The sequence below is a fragment of the Blautia difficilis genome (genome assembly GCF_014297245.1).
Classification (GTDB): domain Bacteria; phylum Bacillota; class Clostridia; order Lachnospirales; family Lachnospiraceae; genus Blautia_A; species Blautia_A difficilis.
Genome location: NZ_JACOQG010000001.1, coordinates 275948 through 293429 on the forward strand (window position 1 = coordinate 275948; position 17482 = coordinate 293429).

Below are 17482 nucleotides of genomic sequence, written 5' to 3' on the forward strand. Positions count from 1 at the left end.
AAAATGAGTGGGAATGAAAAAATAACAGTTGAAAATATGAATTTACATTACGGAAAGTTCCATGCGCTGAAGAATATAAACATGGCAATTCCGGAGAAAGAAATCACAGCATTTATCGGACCCAGCGGATGCGGTAAATCCACACTGCTTAAATCCTTAAACAGAATGAATGATTTGGTTGAGGGATGTGTGATCACCGGTAAGGTACAGCTTGACGGTGAAGACATTTACGGAGATATGGATGTGAATCTTCTGAGAAAAAGAGTGGGAATGGTATTCCAGAAGCCTAATCCTTTCCCTATGAGCATTTATGATAACATTGCATATGGACCGAGAACTCACGGTATCCGTTCCAAAGCCAGACTTGATGATATTGTAGAAAAATCTCTCCGTGATGCAGCTATCTGGGATGAAGTAAAAGACAGATTGAAAAAAAGCGCACTGGGTATGTCCGGTGGTCAGCAGCAGAGACTTTGCATTGCCAGAGCACTGGCAGTTCAGCCGGAGGTACTTCTGATGGATGAGCCTACATCCGCACTTGACCCTATCTCAACTTCCAAGATCGAGGAGCTGGCGATGGAGTTGAAGAAGGATTATACCATTGTTATGGTAACTCATAATATGCAGCAGGCCACCCGTATTTCTGATAAAACAGCTTTCTTCCTTCTGGGAGAGGTAGTTGAATTTGATGATACTGATAAACTGTTCTCTATGCCTTCTGATAAGCGCACAGAGGATTATATTACAGGAAGGTTTGGTTGATTATGTCAAAGTATTTTGAGAGACAGCTGGAGGAACTGCATGTCCAGCTTATTACTCTGGGAAGCTATTGTGAAAAGGCAATTTCTCTTTCTGCAAAAGCGATTTCCGCAGTTCAGAATGAAGAGATGGCTCGCCAGGTATTTGATACAGATAGAGATATTGATGCAAAGGAAAGAGAAATTGAAAATCTCTGTATGAGTCTGCTTCTGCACCAGCATCCGGTTGCAAGGGATCTGAGAGAAATCTCCGCAGCTTTGAAAATGGTTTCTGATATGGAACGTATCGGAGATCAGGCTGCTGATATTGCAGACCTTTCTTTATACATTGCAAAAAATGCCACTTCTATTCCTGAAACCATTACAAAAATGGCAGAGGATACGGTTACCATGGTGACTGAAAGCGTAGATTCTTTTGTGAAAAGTGATCTGGAGCTTTGCAGGAATGTAATCCGTAATGATGATCTGGTGGATGATGCATTTAATGAAATTAAATCAAAGCTTGCAGATATGATCTATGGAGGAAATCTGGATGCAAAAACAGGGCTGGATCTTCTTATGACAGCCAAATACTTTGAGCGTATCGGAGATCATGCTGTGAATATTGCAGAATGGGTTGAATATTCAATTACCGGAGTACACAGAAATAACGAGCATCAGAATAATTAAAAACAAAGTTCCTTATCAGAAATCCTGGCAATGATAACAGGGACAGGAAGTGAAAAAATTGACAAAAAAAATATTTAAGTCTACCATGCTGGTCTGCGCACTGGTTCTGGCAGTAGGGCTGGTTGCTGTCATGGGAATACTGTACAATGATTTTGACGGGCAGATGCGCGAAGAACTGTCAAAGGAAGCGCTTTATCTGGCATATGGAGTAGATCAGCAGGGAGTAGATTATCTTAAAAATATAAAGGACAAAAATGCAAGAATTACCTACATTGATCAGGATGGAACGGTTCTTTATGATAATAAGGCAGATGCCGCTGAGATGGAAAACCACAGTGACAGGAAAGAGTTCCAAAAAGCAGAGAAATATGGTGTAGGAGAATCTTCCAGATATTCGGATACACTTTCTGAGAAAACCATTTATTATGCGCAGAGGCTGAAAGACGGTACAGTTTTGAGAGTCTCAGGTACTCAGGATTCTGTGCTTGCCTTAGTTGAAAATCTTGTACTTCCTTTAGTCCTGGTTTTATTTCTGATGCTGATCTTATCCGGAATTATGGCATCAGTGATATCGAAAAGAATTGTAAAACCGGTGAATGAACTGGATCTGGAGCATCCGGAAGAGAATCAGATCTATGAGGAGCTTTCTCCGCTTTTAAGTAAGATACACAGACAGAACCGGGAAATTCAGAATCAGCTGGAGCTGGCAAAACAGCAGCAGGCAGAATTTTCACTTATTACAGAAAATATGCAGGAAGGCCTGATTGTGATCGATAAGTATACTATGATTCTTTCTGCCAATTCCAGTGCCTGGAGTTTGTTCCGTGTGGATAAGGTGAGTCAGGGAGAAAGCGTTTACTGTCTGGATCGCGCAGAAGATTTCAGACATGCAATCGAGCAGGTACTTGGCGGGGAACATGCGGAACTGATACTGAAATTAAACGGAAGCGATATTCAGCTGATCGCCAATCCTGTGGTACGTGGACAGAAAACAGAAGGTGCTGTGATTCTCCTTGTAAATGTGACAGAAAAGCTGGAGAGGGAGAATCTGCGGAGAGAATTTTCTGCCAATGTTTCTCATGAGCTGAAAACTCCTTTGACTTCTATCTCGGGATTTGCAGAGATCATGCAGGATGGTCTGGTGAGGGAGGAGGATATTCCAAAATTTGCAGAACGTATTTATAAGGAATCCCAGAGATTATTGCAGCTGGTTGAGGATGTGATCCAGATTTCCCAGCTTGACGAGGAAAAAACATCCTACACCTGGGAGCCGGTGGATGTTTATCAGGTTTGTAAGAATGCCTTTGAAAGCCTGAAGGAGAAAGCACAGAGTATGAATGTGCATCTTTATATTTGCGGGGATAGTATGAAGATGGAAGCAGTCCGGACACTTCTGGAAGAAGCGGTTTATAATGTCTGCGATAATGCCATTAAGTATAATCGAAATGACGGAAGTGTAAGCGTTTTTCTGACTCAGACTGCACATGAGATACAGATTGTGGTTAAGGATACAGGCGTGGGAATTCCAAGGGAAGATCAGGATAGAGTTTTTGAGAGATTTTACAGAGTGGATAAAAGTCATTCCAAAGAGATTGGTGGTACCGGACTGGGACTTTCTATTGTGAAGCATGCGGTGGGCACGTTGAAAGGCAGTGTTATATTGCGAAGTGAAGAAGGGTGCGGAACAGAAATCTGTATGAAGTTTCCGAAGACCCATGTAGAATAAACGAAAATAATTTCGAAAAATAATCTCGAAACTGTTTTGGGTATGCAGAGAGGGTGGTTTGTGGTAATATCGGATAAGGATAATATGAAGTAAAAGGGTGGAAGATTGCTTATGAAGAATTATAAATTGGATCTTGAGAGATATGCGGTATTGGCCAGACAGGCAACAGCGGAAGGCTGCGTTTTGCTTGAGAATGAAGGACAGTCTCTGCCTCTTAGAGAGGGCGAAAGGGTTGCTGTTTTTGGCCGCATGGCATTTCATTATTATAAAAGCGGACTGGGATCCGGCGGTCTGGTGAATACCAGGTATGTTGTGGGGATTTTGGACGCATTGAAAGATTGCAAGGAAATCCGCCTGGATGAGAAGCTGATGGGAATTTATGAGGATTGGATCAGAGAAAATCCTTTTGATGAGGGACAGGGCTGGGGCCGTGTGCCCTGGTGCCAGAAGGAGATGGAGGTTACGGATGAGATGCTTGGATGCGCCCGTGACAATGATGTTTCTCTGGTTATTATCGGAAGAACTGCTGGTGAGGATCAGGATAATAATGCCGGGCCGGGAAGCTATTGTCTGACTGAGACAGAGGAGGATATGATCCGGCGGGTCTGCCAGGTAAGTAAGCGAACAGTTGTAGTACTGAACGTTGGCAATATTATTGACATGAGCTGGGTGAAGAAATATCACCCACAGGCTGTCCTGTATGCATGGCAGGGTGGACAGGAAGGTGGAAATGGCGTGGCAGATGTGCTGACCGGTAAAGTCTGCGCCTGTGGTAAACTGACAGATACCATTGCACAGAGCATCGAAGATTATCCCTCTACAGAGAATTTTGGAGATCCATTTAAGAATTATTATAAAGAAGACATTTATGTAGGTTACCGTTACTTTGAAACCTTTGCGAAGGACAAGGTGCTTTATCCCTTTGGATATGGATTATCCTATACAAGTTTCGAAATAAAAGCAGAGATCCTGAAGAATAGTGAAGAGGAACTTACAGTGGCAGCAGAGGTTGTCAATACCGGAGCTGTGAAGGGAAAAGAGGTAGTACAGGTTTATGCAAAAGTGCCCCAGGGTAAGCTTGGAAATCCGGCCAGAAGGCTGATCGGATTTGCTAAGACAGGGGAACTGAAGCCTGGAGAAAAGGAAGAAGTTGTTATTGTAATTCCTAAATATGACTTCACCTCTTATGATGACAGCGGCGTGACCGGTCATAAATCCTGTTATGTGTTGGAAGAAGGCATTTATGAGATTTTTGTGGGCAGCGATGTGAGAAGTGCAGAGTCTGCAGGCTGTTACAAGGAGAAATTCCGTGTAGTTGAAAAACTGCAGGAGGCCTATGCCCCGGTTGAGAAGTTCAGCAGAATGAAAGCTGTGCTGATGCCGGACGGAAGTTATCAGGCGGTGACAGAGGAAGTGCCTGTCCGTACTGTAGATTCTCAGGAGCGGAGAAAACAGAATCTTCCGGAAACTCTGGCTTATACGGGAGACAAAGGATATAAGCTGGTGGATGTGCTGGATGGCAAGGTATCTATGGAGAACTTTGTGGCACAGATCAGAGAGGAAGATCTGATCGCTATGTTCCGTGGAGAGGGCATGTGCAGTCCCAAGGTAACGCCGGGAACAGCGGCTGCATTTGGGGGTGTGACAGAGTCCATGAAAGCACTGGGAATCCCAGTGGGCTGCTGTGCAGATGGCCCCTCCGGTATTCGCATGGATTGTGGAACAAAGGCTTTTTCCCTTCCAAATGGAACTGCACTGGGATGTACTTTTAATACAGAGCTTGTAGGTGATTTATATGAGATGACAGGTAAGGAACTGCGTCTGAATAAGATCGATTCTCTCCTGGGACCTGGTATGAACATTCACAGAAATCCGCTGAACGGACGAAATTTTGAGTATATTTCTGAGGATCCTCTTCTGACAGGAAGAATCTGCGCAGCTCAGGTGAAGGCAATGGCCAAGTCCGGAATTGGTAGTACCATCAAGCATTTCTGCGGCAATAATCAGGAAGTAGGAAGAAGTACTTCAGATTCTGTAATGTCTGAGAGATGCCTCCGGGAAATTTACCTGAAGGGCTTTGAGATGGCAGTGAGGGAAGGTGGTGCCCGTTCTGTTATGACTACCTATGGAAGCGTAAATGGACTTTGGACTGCGGGAAGCTATGATCTGTGTACAACGATCCTTCGTAAAGAGTGGGGATTTGAAGGAATTGTTATGACTGACTGGTGGGCAAAATCCAACTACGAAGGTCATCAGGCAGAAGTGCAGGTAAAGGCTCCCATGGTAGCAGCCCAGAATGATATTTATATGGTAGTAAGTGATGCCAAAGCAAATCCGGAGAAAGATGATGTGGAAGAAATGCTTCATGCAGGAAAGATCACTTTGGGTGAGCTGCAGAGAAATGCGGCAAATATTCTGGGATTTCTGCTGAAGAGTCCATCTATTCTGCTTCTGACAGACAGAATCTGTGCAGAAGAGCTGGAAGCTATGAATACAAAGGAAGCAGATGATGTGGATGCCGGTGATCTGATCGCGATTACCAGTGATCCTGAAACACAGGAGATGGTGGTGGATGGCAGCCTTCTTCATCCTGCAAAGGGAAATACGGATATTTTGGCAGTGACCAATGATTATATGGGAGAATTCACTGTGAAATTTGTATTGAGATCAGAGCTTGGTGAACTGGCGCAGCTTCCAATTTCTGTATTTATGGATAATATTCATAAGATGACAGTTTCTGTACAGGGAACAAATGGAAAATGGGTAGAGGAAAGCCGGCTTTTTGACATGCCCTTTGGACACAATCACTATATTAAATTGTACTATGGAGCAGATAATCTGGAAATAAAAGAAATTTTATTCATACCAAATAGGTAAGACCAATTACCAGAAAGCTTGCAATCCACTTTAATTTGTGGCATAATTATACCAATGCTCAGGACCCGTTGGAAGATCATGGGATGCATGATATTTTCAGAGTGCGGAACGGCTGTTCAGAGAAGAGTGACAATTGACGGAATTAGAACAGTATGATGAGGAAAAGAGTATATGTCTGGTTTTACAAAAGAGATAATTGCAAAGACTTTTACGGAAATATTGGACGAGAAACCGATGTCCAAGGTTACAGTCAGGGATATTGTGGAGCGGTGTGGAGTGAACCGGAATACGTTTTATTATCATTTCCGTGATATTCCGGATGTAGTAGAGTTTGTTTTGAAAAGGAAATGGGACGAAATCCAGGAAGCACCTCAGGAAAAAAACTCTATTCTGGAATGTATGGAGGAAATGGCGTCTTTGGTCAGAGATAACCGTAAGCTGATGCTGAATGTATATAAATCGGTGAAGCGGGACACCTTTTTGATTTATATGAATGATGTTATCCTATATATTATCACGGAGTACTTTAAAAAGAACAGAAATAAATTCCAGCTGGAGGAAAATGAAATCCAGATACTGGTCAGGTATTATAAATGCCTTTTTGTGGGAATATTGATAGAATGGCTGGATCATGGATTGAAAGAGGATCTGGGGACAGAAATGCGCCAGGCTGCTGAAGTGATGGAGAAGCACCGGGAACTGCATACAGTTATGAATGGATTTTAACTTATACAAAATAAAGCTCATGTCTGATTTTTGGACAGGAGCTTTTTTTTGTCTATTTATTGTTAATTTTATCACAGCTATAATAACAGACATAAAAGGAATGGCTGTAAAATAATATGGAAGGAGGAGAGAAAGATGGATACATTGAAACAGTTAAAGCTGGCAAAAAACGGATATATTGTTATGTCAATTTTATTTATGATCCTGGGAATTTGCCTGATCATCTGGCCTGATTGTTCTATGGCAGTATTCTGTACAGCAGTGGGAATCATGCTCATAGCATATGGATGTATCAAAATCATAGGATACTTTTCCAGGGATTTTTACTGTTTGGCATTTCAGTTTGATCTGGCATTCGGAGTGTTGATGGCAGCTGTGGGCGTGATCATTATTGTACGGAGAAATCTGGTGGTGAACCTGATCTTTGGAATTTTTGGTGTTCTCATACTTGCGGATGCGCTTTTCAAAATCCAGATGTCCATAGATGCCAAGAAATTCGGATTAAGTCTCTGGTGGAGAATCTTACTGATGGCGATTCTCACTGGTGTTCTGGGAGTATTACTTCTGATCCGGCCTTTTGAGGCAGCAGAGGTTATGATGATCCTGGTGGGAGTTTCTGTTCTGTTTGAGGGAATCCTGAATCTGTGTGTTGTTATTTATACAGTGAAAATTATCAAAAATCAGAGACAGGATATCATAGATATGGACGAGTATTAAATAAATACTACAAATACTACATTACAACAAGGAGGAGTAATATTATGAATATCATGGATAAAGCAAAACAGGCGGCCCTGATCGCTGCCGTTAAAACAGGATTAAGCTATCTTGAGAAGGATCCTGAAGTAAATATACCCAAATTAATGGAGCTGATTGATAAGGTAGTTCCGGATGGCTGGTATGAAAGCCAGAGAAACGCGATCAGAAATGCAATCCAGGATAAAAATAGTAACTGGTACAAATTGATCCTGAGAATCTATGAACTGGATCCGGGTGTACGTGAGTCATTTTTCACCAACTTTATCATTAATGCAAGCCTGAAGGGCAGTGCCATTCAGGAAGAGGTATCTGAGAAAAATAACTGTAATGTACCATGGGCGATCCTGTTGGATCCTACCAGTGCCTGTAATCTGCACTGCACAGGATGCTGGGCAGCAGAATATGGACATAAGCTGAATCTTGATTTTGACACCATCTGTTCTATTGTAGAGCAGGGCAGAAAGCTTGGTACATACATGTATATTTATACAGGCGGTGAACCTTTGGTCCGCAAAAAAGACCTGATTCGTATTTGTGAGAAATATCCGGATTGTGAGTTCCTTTCCTTTACAAACGGAACTTTGATTGATGAGGAATTCTGCCAGGAAATGCTCCGCGTAAAGAACTTTGTTCCGGCTATTAGTCTGGAAGGTTCTGAGGAAGCAAATGACGGACGCCGTGGAGAGGGAGTATATGGCAAGGTTATGCATGCTATGGAATTGCTGAAAGCTCACAAGCTTCCCTTTGGTATTTCTACATGCTATACTTCTGCCAATGTGGACAGTGTAAGCAGTGAAGAATATTTTGATAAAATTATTGACTGTGGGGCTCTGTTTGTATGGTTCTTCCATTATATGCCAACCGGAAACGATGCAGTAGTAGAGCTGATGCCAAATCCACAGCAGCGTGAGAAAATGTATCATCAGATCCGTAAATTCCGTCAGACCAAGTCTATTTTCAGTATGGATTTCCAGAATGATGCAGAATATGTAGGTGGATGTATTGCTGGTGGAAGACGTTATCTCCATATCAATGCAAACGGTGACGTAGACCCTTGCGTATTTATCCATTATTCCAATTCCAACATTTATGATAACACACTGCTGGAAGCACTGAAGAGCCCGATCTTTATGGCATATCATGACGGTCAGCCCTTCAATGAAAATATGCTCCGTCCGTGTCCGATGCTGGAGAATCCCAAGCTGCTTCGCCAGATGGTAGAGAAGTCCGGCGCTAAATCAACAGACCTTCAGTCTCCGGAAACAGCAGAACATCTCTGCGCAAAGTGTGATGCCTATGCAGAGCATTGGGCTCCGAAGGCAGAGGAGTTATTTCATACCAAATAAGAGTAAAAAGTAATTTTCATATATAAAAATGTTAACTCAAATTTAGCTAAATAGTCAGAAAGAGTCTTTTGTTCGGTTGTTGCAGGCCGGACAGAAGACTCTTTCTGCATTGAACGGAGGAGATGAGATGCTACGCCGGATACTGCTGAAGCTGGGATAAATGTGAAAAATAACTTGTCTGGAAGGACAATAAGTATTAAAGTTATATAATTGAGAGTGTACTGTGAGCGAATGAGTGACTTATCATATTGGCAGGAGGAATAAAATGTTAAAGACATTTTTGGTAGAGGATGAAGTGGTGATCAGAGAGATGATCAAAAAGATGATTCCCTGGGAGCAGTACGGGTTTGAATTAGCTGGGGAAGCGGCAGATGGAGAGATGGCTTTGCCGCTAATTTTGAAGAGTAAGCCGGATCTTCTGATCACAGATATTAAGATGCCGTTTATGGATGGTCTGACTCTTTGCAGATTAGTGAAGAAAGAGCTTCCGGATATCCGGATCGTTATACTTAGCGGGTATGATGATTTTAATTATGCAAAACAGGCTATCAGCATAGGGGTAGAAGACTATCTTCTGAAACCTATCACGAAAAATGCTTTTATAGAACGGCTGGAAGAAATACATAATCGTTATGAACATGAGAAAACACAGAGGGAATACTATGAGAAATTTCGCCTGGAAATGCAGGAATATGAGAAAAATGCCAGCAGGGACTTTTTTGAGACTCTTGTCCGGGCAGATTCTGACCTGGCAGAGCTTTACAGGAGAGCAGATAAGCTAAATCTGGATATTGTAGCAGAAGCATATAATATTTTGATTTTTACTCCGGATACTTCAGAGGGAAACTATAATTCCTATGAAGCATGTTCTGATTGGGAAGCAGAGGTGCAGGATAAAATTAATACTTATTTCCTAAATCATCCGGTGGCAATTCTTTTTAGGCATCAGGTATTCAGCTATGCGATCCTGGTCAAAGGACAGAAAGATACAATAGAGAAAAATACAGAGGAATGTGTGAAAGCAATACAGGATATTATGGATCAGACAGAGAGAAGGACAGACTGGTTTATTGCAGTGGGAAAGTCGGCAGATCGTCTGAGCATGCTTGGACATAGCTATCGTACAGCTGTCAGAGCCAATTCCTTCCGTTATCTGTATGATGGACATATTCTGGATTATCAGTCACTGGAAGCTCAAAAGGAAAATCCATCCGATTCACGCAGAGAGGATTCTGTACAATTAAGGAATGTGAATATCAATGCCCTGAATCCGGCAATTCTCCAGAAGTTTTTGAGCAGTGGACTGGCAGAAGAAGTGGATGATTTTATCAGGGATTATTTCAATGCAATTGGTCAGGAACCGATGGGTTCTTTGGTTTTCCGCAATTATGTAGTGCTGAATGTCCGGTTTTCTGTATTGTCCTTCCTGAAAAAGCTGGGCTGTGATGACAGTGAAATATCCGGGCAAGAGATGGAAAATATTATGGATGAGACTGGAAAAACTATAGAAGCAGCAGTGGCTTACTGTGGAAAGATACTGAAAAAGGCTATTGAACTCCGAGATGAAAATGCGGGAGATCAGAATCGCAGTGTATTAAAACTGGCTGTTGATTTTATTGATCATAATTATATGGATGAGGAAATTTCACTGAATAAGGCTGCACATGTGGCAAATGTCAGTGCCAATCATTTCAGTGCCCTGTTCAGTCAGAATATGGGACAGACTTTTACAGAATATCTTACAGATCTCCGGATGAGTAAGGCAAAAGAGCTCTTGCGTTGTACAGCTATGCGTTCCAGTGAGATTGCAGGAGAGGTGGGATATAAGGATGCCCATTATTTCAGTTATCTGTTCAAGAAAACCCAGGGAATGACTCCCAGCGAATACCGTAAAATGAGAGGAGAGGCCTGACCTATGTCTAAGCATAAAAAAGGGCCGGAGAAAAAGAAAGCAGAACCTGGAAAACTGGAGTTTAAAATGAGGTGGATGCTTTTCAGCACTATGATCCCTATGGCAGTTCTGATCATAGTGCTGCTTGTTGTTTTCTGGCAGTATACCAATGAATATAATAAATTATCCAATAATCTGGCTGTAAGCAGTGAGTACAATGCCAACTATAAAAACTCAAGTAATGATATGAGTTTTAAGGCGGAAGTAGATATGGACATCTACTATGTGACGATCGGACGTAAAGGGAAAGATGATCTTCCTGTGAAGCAGGTGAATAAAGCGATTGAAACGGTGGAACGACTGAAAACCACAACTACAAAGGAGGAAAGTCTTCGTTCACTGAAATATCTCACCAATTATCTGGAAAATCTAAAAAACCGCATGAATCAGCTGTTGGAGATCCATGATTACCAGAAACGTCAGGAATTTATGGAAAATAATACGGTGATCCTGACTACTTTATTTGAAAAGGAAATGCAGAACTATATTTATCAGGAGGCCACTCAGCTGGTGCAGGTGGAGTCTCAGCTGGCAGGAAATGTACGTCTGACCTTGATGGCAATGTGTGGGGTACTTCTGGTTACCATGTTATTGCTTTTTAATCGCTCTTTCCGGTTAACCTATAGTATTACGAAGCCAATTTCTGAGATCCTTCATAACATTAAAAAGGTTGGAAAAGGGGAGTACAAGAATATTGCTCCGGTAATTGCGGACTGCATTGAGATCCAGGAGTTGGATGAAGGAACGCGAAAGATGGCAGGAAGGATCGAAGGCCTGCTGGAAAATGTGCGAAAAGAACAGGATGCCCAGCATCTTACAGAGCTGCAGCTGCTTCAGGCGCAGGTCAATCCCCATTTTCTCTACAATACGCTGGATACCATTGTCTGGCTGGTAGAAGGAGGCATGGAGCAGGATGCGGTGGATATGATCACCAGCCTTTCGGTTTTTTTCCGTACTTCCTTGTCAAAGGGAAAAGATATTATTTCGCTGGCTGAGGAGGAACGCCATACGTTGAGTTACCTGGAGATCCAGCAGTCCAGATACAGGGATATTATGGAATTTGAAATCAGAATTCCCAAAGAACTGGAAGGAGTCATGGTACCTAAACTGACCCTTCAGCCGCTGGCAGAAAATGCACTTTATCATGGAATCAAAAATAAGAGAGGTAAGGGTAAAATCCTCATTGAGGGATTTGATCTGGGTGAAGATATGATGCTCAGGGTTACTGATAACGGGCAGGGAATGACACCGGAGCGATTGAAAGAGGTTCAGGATGCTATCTGTACAGGAGAACGGGCCGGATTTGGACTGGCAGCAGTATCTGAACGAATTGCACTATATTATGGGGCCGGATATGGACTTCGAATCTCATCTATAGAAGGAGAGGGAACTGTGATAGAAGTGTATCTGGCAAAACAGATAAAAGAAAAATAAATCCCATTTATATTTTATACACTATGCATAGTAAAATAATTAACCTCTATCATAAAAAAACAAACTTTGTATAAACTGTGAACAAAATATGATAGAAGAACAAACTTTTTGAAGAAGATAATCTATGGAATATTTTATGGATTTTACTATAATAAAAACATCTTAAATGAATCGGGAGGATTTACAAAATGAAGAAAAAAATTGTATCAGCTTTATTAACAGCAACAATGGTATGCGGTATGTGTGTAGTTCCTACAGTAGGGGTGGCAGCAGCGGACGACACAATCACAGTTGGTTTCTCACAGGTTGGTGCTGAATCTGACTGGCGTACAGCTAACACAGAATCCATGAAATCTACTTTTAGTGAAGAAAACGGATACAACCTGATTTTTGATGATGCACAGCAGAAACAGGAAAACCAGTTAACAGCAATCCGTAACTTCATCCAGCAGGAAGTTGACTATATTGTACTTGCTCCTGTAACAGAGACAGGTTGGGATACAGTTCTCCAGGAAGCAAAAGATGCAGGAATCCCAGTAATCATCGTAGACCGTATGGTTGATGTATCTGATGACAGCCTTTACACAGCGTGGGTTGGCTCAAACTTCAAACTTGAAGGTCAGAAAGCTATGGCATGGCTGGATGCATATCTGGAAGCAAAGGGACGTGGAGATGAAGAAATAAATCTTGTTGATATCCAGGGAACCATCGGTGCATCTGCTCAGATCGGACGTACACAGGGATTTGACGATGCAGTAGAGGCTCATGACAACTGGACAACACTTGCACAGCAGTCAGGTGAATTTACACAGGCCAAAGGTCAGGAAGTTATGGAATCTATCCTGAAACAGAGCGGTGATGACATTGATGTTGTTTACTGTGAGAATGATAACGAAGCATTTGGCGCAATTGATGCCATCGAAGCAGCTGGTTATGAAGTTGGTGGAGAAGAAGGCCAGATCCTTGTAATGTCCTTCGATACAACAAACGCTGGTCTTACAGATACATTAAGCGGAAAGATCACACTGGATACAGAGTGTAACCCATTACACGGACCACGTGTACAGGAAATCATTGAGAAACTTGAAGCTGGCGAAGAGGTTGACAAACAGGCTTATGTAGATGAAGAAATGTTTGCAGCTGATGATACAGTTACATCTATCAAAGTTGATGACGCTGACTATGAAGTAACAACTATTACACAGGACATCATTGATGGACGTGCATACTAATTATTAGTGTAAATCCGGAGCGTGGTTCATAATTCGGAGAAACCCGGGTTGCGGACCACGCTACCTTTATGCCATGAATTAACCGTTACTGTCCACTTCGTGCCCAGTAACACGCTTCGCGATGCACAGGATTTATGCTAATCGCATAAATTCGCGCGGTATGTCTCGGGTTTTCTGTGACCTTCGCTCACAAAAAACACCTCGCGGGATATTACCTGTGAACAGTAACAATTAACCCGCTTTGCTGAAAAAATTCGGTAATGAGGGGTAAATAACAGTATAGAAAGCAGGTGGAAAGATTATGGAACAAAATGTAGTATTGGAGATGCGCGATATTTCCAAAAATTTCACTGGCGTTCGTGCCCTTTCCCATGTGGACTTTACCCTTCGTAAAGGTGAGATCCACGCACTGATGGGTGAGAACGGTGCAGGTAAATCAACACTGATCAAGGTGCTGACCGGTGTTCACGAATTTGAAAGCGGTTCTATTCATATGGCCGGAAACAGCAATGCAATTTTAAATCATTCTCCGCAGGAGGCACAGGCAAACGGTATCAGTACAGTGTACCAGGAAGTAAACCTTTGCCCGAACCTGACTGTAGCCGAGAATTTATTTATCGGTAGAGAGCCGAGAAAGATGGGAATGATTGATTGGAAGCAGATGAATGAGCGCTCAGGAAAGCTTCTTGAGAGCCTGGACATTCATGTGCCGCCAACACAGATGCTGGAAGAATGTTCCATCGCTATCCAGCAGATGATCGCAATTGCACGTGCAGTTGATATGAAATGCCGTGTGCTGATCCTGGATGAGCCAACCTCATCACTGGATGACGATGAAGTTGAGAAGCTGTTTGTACTTATGAGAAGACTTCGTGACGAAGGAGTAGGTATTATCTTTGTCACCCATTTCCTTGAACAGGTATATGCAGTCTGCGACAGAATTACAGTTCTTCGTAACGGCGAACTGGTAGGAGAATATGAGACAAAGGATCTTCCGAGAGTTATGCTGGTTGCCAAGATGATGGGTAAAGATTTTGATGATCTTGCTGATATTAAAAGCGAGCACAAAGATAAGAAACAGGGAAAACCTGAACCTGTTATTGAAGCAAAAGGAATTTCCCATAAAGGAACCATTAAACCCTTCGACATTACTATTAACAAGGGAGAAGTTATTGGTCTTACAGGACTTCTTGGTTCCGGACGTTCTGAACTGGTTCGTGCAATCTATGGTGCAGATAAGGCTGAGACAGGAACCCTTAAGGTAAAGGGAAAAGAAGCAAAGATCAACAGTCCTCTGGATGCCATGAAACTTGGTATGGCATATCTTCCGGAAGACAGAAAAGCAGAAGGTATCATTGCAGATCTTTCTGTAAGAGAAAATATTATTATAGCGCTCCAGGCTAAACGGGGTATGTTCCATCCATTAAGCAGAAAAGAAATGGATGAAGCAGCCGATAAGTATATTAAATTACTGCAGATCAAGACTGCAAGCCGTGAAACACCGATCAAGAGTCTGTCAGGCGGTAACCAGCAGAAGGTTATCCTTGGAAGATGGCTTCTGACAAATCCGGATTATCTGATTCTGGATGAGCCCACCAGAGGTATTGATATCGGTACAAAGACTGAAATCCAGAAACTGGTTCTTGATCTTGCAGATCAGGGAATGGCAGTTACATTTATCTCCTCAGAGGTTGAGGAAATGCTCCGTACTTGTTCCCGTATGGCAGTTCTTCGTGACGGTCAGAAGGTAGGCGAGCTGGAAGAGAATGAACTTTCCCAGAGCGGAGTTATGAAAGCTATTGCCGGAGGTGACGATAAATAATGAATAAGAGTAAATTAAAGAAAATAACAAGTGCGCGTCTGTTTCTTCCTATCGTGTGTCTCATCGCCGTACTTTTGCTCAATGTGATCAAGACACCGGACTTCTTTAATGTATCTATTCGAAACGGTGTACTTTACGGTTATATCATTGATGTTATCAATCGTGCTTCAGAGCTGGTTATCCTTGCAATCGGTATGACACTGGTAACAGCGGCATCCGGTGGACAGGATATCAGTGTTGGTGCGGTCATGGCTGTAGCAGCTGCAGTTTGCTGCCAGATTCTTTCCGGCGGACAGGTTTCTGTAAATGAGTATCAGAATTCTATTATTATTGCAGTGATTGCAGCACTTCTTGCATCTGCATTATGTGGTGCATTCAATGGATTTCTGGTAGCTAAGCTGAATATTCAGCCGATGGTTGCAACTCTGATCCTTTATACAGCCGGACGTGGTATTGCACAGCTTGTAACAAATGGACAGATTACTTATATTCGTGTGGATTCTTTCAAGATGGCAGGTGGTTACATTGGAAAGTGTCCAATCCCAACTCCTATTTTCTTTGCAATCATCACAGTTTTAATTGTTTATCTGATCCTGAAGAAAACAGCACTTGGTCTTTACATTGAAAGTGTTGGTATTAATGGAAAGGCAGCCCGCCTTGTTGGATTAAATTCCACAATGATCAAATTCCTTACTTATGTCATTTGCGGTGTGCTGGCTGGTATTGCCGGAATCGTGGCATCCAGCCGTATCTATTCCGCAGATGCAAACAACATTGGTCTTAACCTGGAAATGGATGCTATCCTTGCAGTAGCACTTGGCGGAAACTTCCTTGGCGGTGGTAAATTCAGTCTGATCGGTTCCGTAATTGGCGCTTATACCATTCAGGCTCTGACCACAACACTCTATGCAATGAACGTAAAGGCTGACCAGCTTCCTGTTTATAAGGCAATCGTGGTAGTCATTATCGTTACTCTGCAGAGTGATGTATTTAAAAAATATATTGCCGGCTTAAAAGCTAAAAAGAGTGTGGCAGTAGAAGGAGGTCAGAAGTAATGAAAGCAAATGGAATGCAGAAAAAGAAAATGACAGGAAACGGCTTCCTGCTTCTGATAACAATCGCTTTATTTGCAGTAATGTATATTGCAGGTATGATCATCTTTGCTGACAAAGGTTTTGCAAAACCGCAGATGTTTCTGAATCTGTTTGTATCTAATGCAGGACTTCTGGTTATTGCATGCGGACTTACCATTGTAATGATCACCGGCGGTATTGATATTTCCGTAGGTTCTGTAACAGCTCTTGTTTGTATGGTTCTTGCAGATCTGATGGAAAACAAGGGTGTAAATACATATGTGGCAGTTTTAGTTGCACTGCTTATTGGTGTTGCTTTTGGTGTTGTGCAGGGCTTTCTGGTAGCATACCTGGATATCCAGCCATTTATCGTAACCCTGGCAGGTATGTTCTTTGGACGTGGTATGACAGCTATTATCAGCACAGATATGATTTCCATTAAGAATGAGTTATTCCTGAAATGGGCAAACTTCCGTTTCTATATGCCTTTTGGTTCTACCAATAAGAAAGGAAAATTCATTCCGGCTTATATTCCTCCTACAGTAGTGATCGCAGTGATCGTTGTTATTATCATTGCAGTTCTTCTGAAATACCGTAAATTCGGACGTAAGCTGTATGCAATCGGCGGCAACCGCCAGAGTGCATTAATGATGGGTCTGAATGTTAAGAGGACAATGTTCCAGGCTTATGTGCTGGATGGTTTCCTTGCAGGCCTTGGTGGATTTCTGTTCTGCTTAAACAGCTGTGCAGGCTTTGTTGAGCAGGCGAAGGGCCTTGAGATGGATGCGATTTCTTCAGCGGTTATCGGTGGTACACTTCTTTCAGGTGGTGTTGGTACACCGATCGGTACTTTGTTTGGTGTATTGATCAAGGGTACCATTTCCAGTCTGATCACTACACAGGGTACATTATCAAGCTGGTGGGTAAGAATTATTCTTTCACTGTTGCTGTGTTTCTTTATTGTGATTCAGTCAGTGATTGCTTCTATGAAGAAGAAAGCGAAATAAGTGATTTATATGAAACAAGCTGGGACTTTTGGGAGTCTTGGCTTGTTTTTTTGCAGAGAGATGCTGTTTCGCGCTGGGTACTGGCTATGAGTTAAGTTGAAC

13 protein-coding genes are annotated in these 17482 nt (G+C 42.4%); all 13 read left to right on the forward strand.

The features are described from left to right. Positions 1-3: 3 nt before the first annotated feature. The 13 genes from pstB to H8Z82_RS01295 all read left to right on the forward strand — a co-directional run bounded on the left by pstB (position 4) and on the right by H8Z82_RS01295 (position 17380). Positions 4-762, forward strand: a complete 759-nt coding sequence (pstB, locus tag H8Z82_RS01235; RefSeq protein ID WP_186994007.1) for a phosphate ABC transporter ATP-binding protein PstB — start codon at positions 4-6, stop codon at positions 760-762. A 2-nt stretch (positions 763-764) separates the two neighbouring features. Next, a complete protein-coding gene (gene phoU / locus H8Z82_RS01240; RefSeq protein ID WP_173743306.1) occupies positions 765-1427 on the forward strand; it encodes a phosphate signaling complex protein PhoU in 663 nt (220 codons plus the stop codon). A gap of 58 nt (positions 1428-1485) precedes the next feature. Next, positions 1486-3153, forward strand: coding sequence for a sensor histidine kinase (locus H8Z82_RS01245; RefSeq protein WP_243176360.1), 1668 nt, complete (start codon positions 1486-1488; stop codon positions 3151-3153). Between the two features lie 111 nt (positions 3154-3264). Next, entirely contained in the window at positions 3265-6030 is a 2766-nt protein-coding gene (locus tag H8Z82_RS01250; protein ID WP_186994008.1) for a glycoside hydrolase family 3 protein, read from the forward strand. 171 nt (positions 6031-6201) lie between these two features. Continuing rightward, on the forward strand, positions 6202-6756 hold the full coding sequence (locus H8Z82_RS01255; RefSeq protein ID WP_173743304.1) for a TetR/AcrR family transcriptional regulator: 555 nt from the start codon (positions 6202-6204) through the stop codon (positions 6754-6756). A 135-nt stretch (positions 6757-6891) separates the two neighbouring features. Continuing rightward, positions 6892-7473 (forward strand): HdeD family acid-resistance protein, encoded by a 582-nt coding sequence (locus H8Z82_RS01260; RefSeq protein ID WP_186994009.1) that lies wholly within the window; start codon positions 6892-6894, stop codon positions 7471-7473. A gap of 44 nt (positions 7474-7517) precedes the next feature. Then, positions 7518-8861, forward strand: a complete 1344-nt coding sequence (locus tag H8Z82_RS01265) for a radical SAM protein (RefSeq protein ID WP_186994010.1) — start codon at positions 7518-7520, stop codon at positions 8859-8861. Positions 8862-9126: 265 nt separating this feature from the next. Further along, on the forward strand, positions 9127-10773 hold the full coding sequence (locus H8Z82_RS01270) for a response regulator (RefSeq protein ID WP_186994011.1): 1647 nt from the start codon (positions 9127-9129) through the stop codon (positions 10771-10773). 3 nt (positions 10774-10776) lie between these two features. After that, positions 10777-12246, forward strand: a complete 1470-nt coding sequence (locus H8Z82_RS01275) for a sensor histidine kinase (RefSeq protein ID WP_186994012.1) — start codon at positions 10777-10779, stop codon at positions 12244-12246. Positions 12247-12434: 188 nt separating this feature from the next. Beyond that, the gene (locus H8Z82_RS01280) at positions 12435-13478 is read left to right on the forward strand and encodes an ABC transporter substrate-binding protein (protein ID WP_118247909.1); all 1044 of its coding nucleotides are present in this window, start codon (positions 12435-12437) and stop codon (positions 13476-13478) included. A gap of 301 nt (positions 13479-13779) precedes the next feature. Further along, positions 13780-15300 (forward strand): sugar ABC transporter ATP-binding protein, encoded by a 1521-nt coding sequence (locus tag H8Z82_RS01285; protein WP_173743299.1) that lies wholly within the window; start codon positions 13780-13782, stop codon positions 15298-15300. Further along, positions 15300-16355 (forward strand): ABC transporter permease, encoded by a 1056-nt coding sequence (locus H8Z82_RS01290; RefSeq protein ID WP_173743298.1) that lies wholly within the window; start codon positions 15300-15302, stop codon positions 16353-16355. The genes H8Z82_RS01285 and H8Z82_RS01290 overlap by 1 nt, the downstream gene beginning before the upstream one ends. Further along, positions 16355-17380, forward strand: a complete 1026-nt coding sequence (locus H8Z82_RS01295; protein ID WP_118331575.1) for an ABC transporter permease subunit — start codon at positions 16355-16357, stop codon at positions 17378-17380. The genes H8Z82_RS01290 and H8Z82_RS01295 overlap by 1 nt, the downstream gene beginning before the upstream one ends. Positions 17381-17482: the final 102 nt, after the last annotated feature.

Coding starts and splice junctions, on each gene's coding strand:
- phoU (WP_173743306.1), top strand. CDS start 765: ATGTCAAAGTATTTTGAGAGACAGCTGGAGGAACTGCATGTCCAGCTT.
- H8Z82_RS01255 (WP_173743304.1), top strand. CDS start 6,202: ATGTCTGGTTTTACAAAAGAGATAATTGCAAAGACTTTTACGGAAATA.
- H8Z82_RS01265 (WP_186994010.1), top strand. CDS start 7,518: ATGAATATCATGGATAAAGCAAAACAGGCGGCCCTGATCGCTGCCGTT.
- H8Z82_RS01285 (WP_173743299.1), top strand. CDS start 13,780: ATGGAACAAAATGTAGTATTGGAGATGCGCGATATTTCCAAAAATTTC.
- H8Z82_RS01270 (WP_186994011.1), top strand. CDS start 9,127: ATGTTAAAGACATTTTTGGTAGAGGATGAAGTGGTGATCAGAGAGATG.
- H8Z82_RS01290 (WP_173743298.1), top strand. CDS start 15,300: ATGAATAAGAGTAAATTAAAGAAAATAACAAGTGCGCGTCTGTTTCTT.
- pstB (WP_186994007.1), top strand. CDS start 4: ATGAGTGGGAATGAAAAAATAACAGTTGAAAATATGAATTTACATTAC.
- H8Z82_RS01295 (WP_118331575.1), top strand. CDS start 16,355: ATGAAAGCAAATGGAATGCAGAAAAAGAAAATGACAGGAAACGGCTTC.
- H8Z82_RS01260 (WP_186994009.1), top strand. CDS start 6,892: ATGGATACATTGAAACAGTTAAAGCTGGCAAAAAACGGATATATTGTT.
- H8Z82_RS01250 (WP_186994008.1), top strand. CDS start 3,265: ATGAAGAATTATAAATTGGATCTTGAGAGATATGCGGTATTGGCCAGA.
- H8Z82_RS01280 (WP_118247909.1), top strand. CDS start 12,435: ATGAAGAAAAAAATTGTATCAGCTTTATTAACAGCAACAATGGTATGC.
- H8Z82_RS01275 (WP_186994012.1), top strand. CDS start 10,777: ATGTCTAAGCATAAAAAAGGGCCGGAGAAAAAGAAAGCAGAACCTGGA.